Below are 423 nucleotides of genomic sequence, written 5' to 3' on the forward strand. Positions count from 1 at the left end.
ACCTTGGTTAGGGCCAGATGTACAAGATTTAACACGTGATTTATATGAAAAACATCAGTATAAAAACTTTATATATACGCCAGTAGGTTTTGTATGTGAGCATTTAGAGGTGCTTTATGACAATGATTATGAATGTAAAGTTGTTTGCGATGACATTGGCGCGAATTATTATCGTCCAAAAATGCCGAATAAACATCCATTATTTATCGGTGCAATTGTTGATGAAATCAAGTCTATATTTTAATGACGAAAGAAGCGTGAAACGTTGTGACTAAATCAGTGGCTATTATAGGAGCGGGGATAACAGGTTTATCAAGTGCATATTTTTTAAAACAGCAAGATCCTAATATTGATGTAACCATCTTTGAAGCATCGAATCGTCCGGGGGGGAAGATTCAATCGTATCGTAAAGATGGTTATATG

General features: G+C 35.2%; 2 protein-coding genes. Both read left to right on the top strand.

The window, feature by feature from the left end:
• A partial coding sequence (locus ETB99_RS14715; RefSeq protein ID WP_171700944.1) for a ferrochelatase occupies positions 1–244 on the top strand: 244 nt, incomplete at its 5' end.
• A 23-nt stretch (positions 245–267) separates the two neighbouring features.
• The coding region (locus ETB99_RS14720; protein WP_142399086.1) for an FAD-dependent oxidoreductase at positions 268–423 on the top strand (156 nt) is incomplete at its 3' end.

The organism is Anoxybacillus sp. CHMUD (assembly GCF_013096965.1).
Lineage (GTDB): Bacteria > Bacillota > Bacilli > Bacillales > Anoxybacillaceae > Anoxybacillus > Anoxybacillus kestanbolensis_A.